Below are 1,738 nucleotides of genomic sequence, written 5' to 3' on the forward strand. Positions count from 1 at the left end.
TTCGCAAGAGATGCGATGGATGTCTGATTATTTGTAGTCATAAATTTAAGTCCCCACTTGTTTCTAAGTGGGGACTAAATTAAGGCTTATAGGATGAATTCAGAAGGTGTGTTCAGCGGACGCTTACTCTCATCCTTACTAATCTGCTTATTCAGGTAGGCAGATCAGACATCCTTATTTCCTTTTTAGCTTGGAATAGTCTATCTCTTTCTATTCTAGGTGGCTTTGTTGCATAAATATGTAAGCATCTGATTTAAATAAATTTAATTTTGGATCAAAAAACAATCAAAACTTTTAAAATCATATAGTTATGAAATCTTTGTGCAACAAAGCCGGTTTATGCAGGAATATGCATCAAAACTCGAAATTTTATTGAAAAGTTTTATCGAGGTTTATAAGTCCCTGAAACGAAAAAATGCCTGAACTTCAGGCATTTTTTACGTCATCACTTACAGCTTAAAACAATCAAAAACGAGAGTCTTAGTCTTTTGAATACGACTTAATTTTTTCAAAAATAGGGTAAAAGTCTACACCCTCATCTTTCATGCTAGAAAGCAAATAAACCAGAACAGCGATATGTGTAGGTACTTTTCCGATCTTTTTATAGTTAGTTATGGAATTTGGGTTCATGTCCAATAAGGTTGCAAATTCCTTAATTGAAAGACCTGCTTTTCCCATAAGTCTTTGAAATTCTTCGTACGGCATGGTGATAAATACAATTTATTTGGATTAGAAGTATATCACAGACCATAAAATTACAAAAAACACATAAAAAATGTGATAAACACATTTTTTATGTGTTATAAATAGCTTATCAACTAATCTATTTATCATCTCTATAGGAGAAACAAACGATGTACTCATATCCTAATTCAAACACTGAAAAGAAAATTGCACTGATGATCATTAATGACTTTTTCATTCAAAAAGCACATGACCTCTGGATTTTTTTACAACTAGATCAGAGTTTTAACGATTATGAGGCCACGCTAATTTGGACTCGACGTTATTTAGAGGAACATCCAGAAGGTGAATACAGTGATATTCAAAAAGCTTTCCTTTCTTGTTTCCCAGAAAATTTCTTTAACTTTGACTATTAATTGATGAATAATCTTTCCTCTTTTGTAGCAGTTTAAATCAAAGTAAACGCTATAAAAGAGGAAAAATTGGTAGTGTTGCAAATAGCTTTTTAGCTAAAGGTTCAGTAGATGAATCCCTTCCATAGTCGGCATCATTTTTAGGGCGAAATCATTCTTTGGGCTGTTCGCTAGTATTGTAAGTATGGCAGTACAGGAAGAGTTTTCAATCGCATAACTCTCTTCAGCATTACATAAGTTTCGTAAGTTATGTAACTTTATAAATTTATATCTCTGATAGATCAGCCCCTGACGGTTCTTCTGGTCAGCTAGATCTTTAATTTTTCAGCATTGCATTTCATATATGGACAAATCCCTGACAAGAAATATAGGGAGAGTTTTCAATCTCATACCTCTCTTCAGCGTTACATAAGATCATAAGTTGCGTAAGTTATGTAACTTTATAAATTTATATCTCTGATAGATCAGCCCCTGACAGTTCTTCTGGTCAGCTAGATCTTTAATTTTTCAACACTGCATTTCATATATGGACAAATCCCTGACAAGAAATATAGGGAGAGTTTTCAATCTCATACCTCTCTTCAGCGTTACATAAGATCATAAGTTGCGTAAGTTATGTAACTTTATAAATTTATATCTCT

At 32.9% G+C, this 1,738-nt stretch carries 2 protein-coding genes; one reads left to right on the forward strand and one right to left on the reverse strand.

What is annotated here, in order from left to right; translation table 11 throughout:
- Nucleotides 1–480 precede the first annotated feature (480 nt).
- Nucleotides 481–705, reverse strand: coding sequence for a helix-turn-helix transcriptional regulator (locus FTV12_RS16300; RefSeq protein ID WP_004676219.1), 225 nt, complete (start codon nucleotides 703–705; stop codon nucleotides 481–483).
- Between the two features lie 149 nt (nucleotides 706–854).
- Here FTV12_RS16300 and FTV12_RS16305 point away from each other — a divergent pair, with 149 nt between their 5' ends.
- Complete coding sequence (locus tag FTV12_RS16305) at nucleotides 855–1,100, forward strand: hypothetical protein (RefSeq protein ID WP_004776736.1); 246 nt, start codon at nucleotides 855–857, stop codon at nucleotides 1,098–1,100.
- Nucleotides 1,101–1,738: the final 638 nt, after the last annotated feature.

Origin of the sequence: Acinetobacter sp. YH12233, assembly GCF_013417725.1 — a bacterium.
In the GTDB taxonomy this organism is placed as follows: domain Bacteria; phylum Pseudomonadota; class Gammaproteobacteria; order Pseudomonadales; family Moraxellaceae; genus Acinetobacter.

Coding starts and splice junctions, on each gene's coding strand:
- FTV12_RS16300 (WP_004676219.1), bottom strand. CDS start 705: ATGCCGTACGAAGAATTTCAAAGACTTATGGGAAAAGCAGGTCTTTCA.
- FTV12_RS16305 (WP_004776736.1), top strand. CDS start 855: ATGTACTCATATCCTAATTCAAACACTGAAAAGAAAATTGCACTGATG.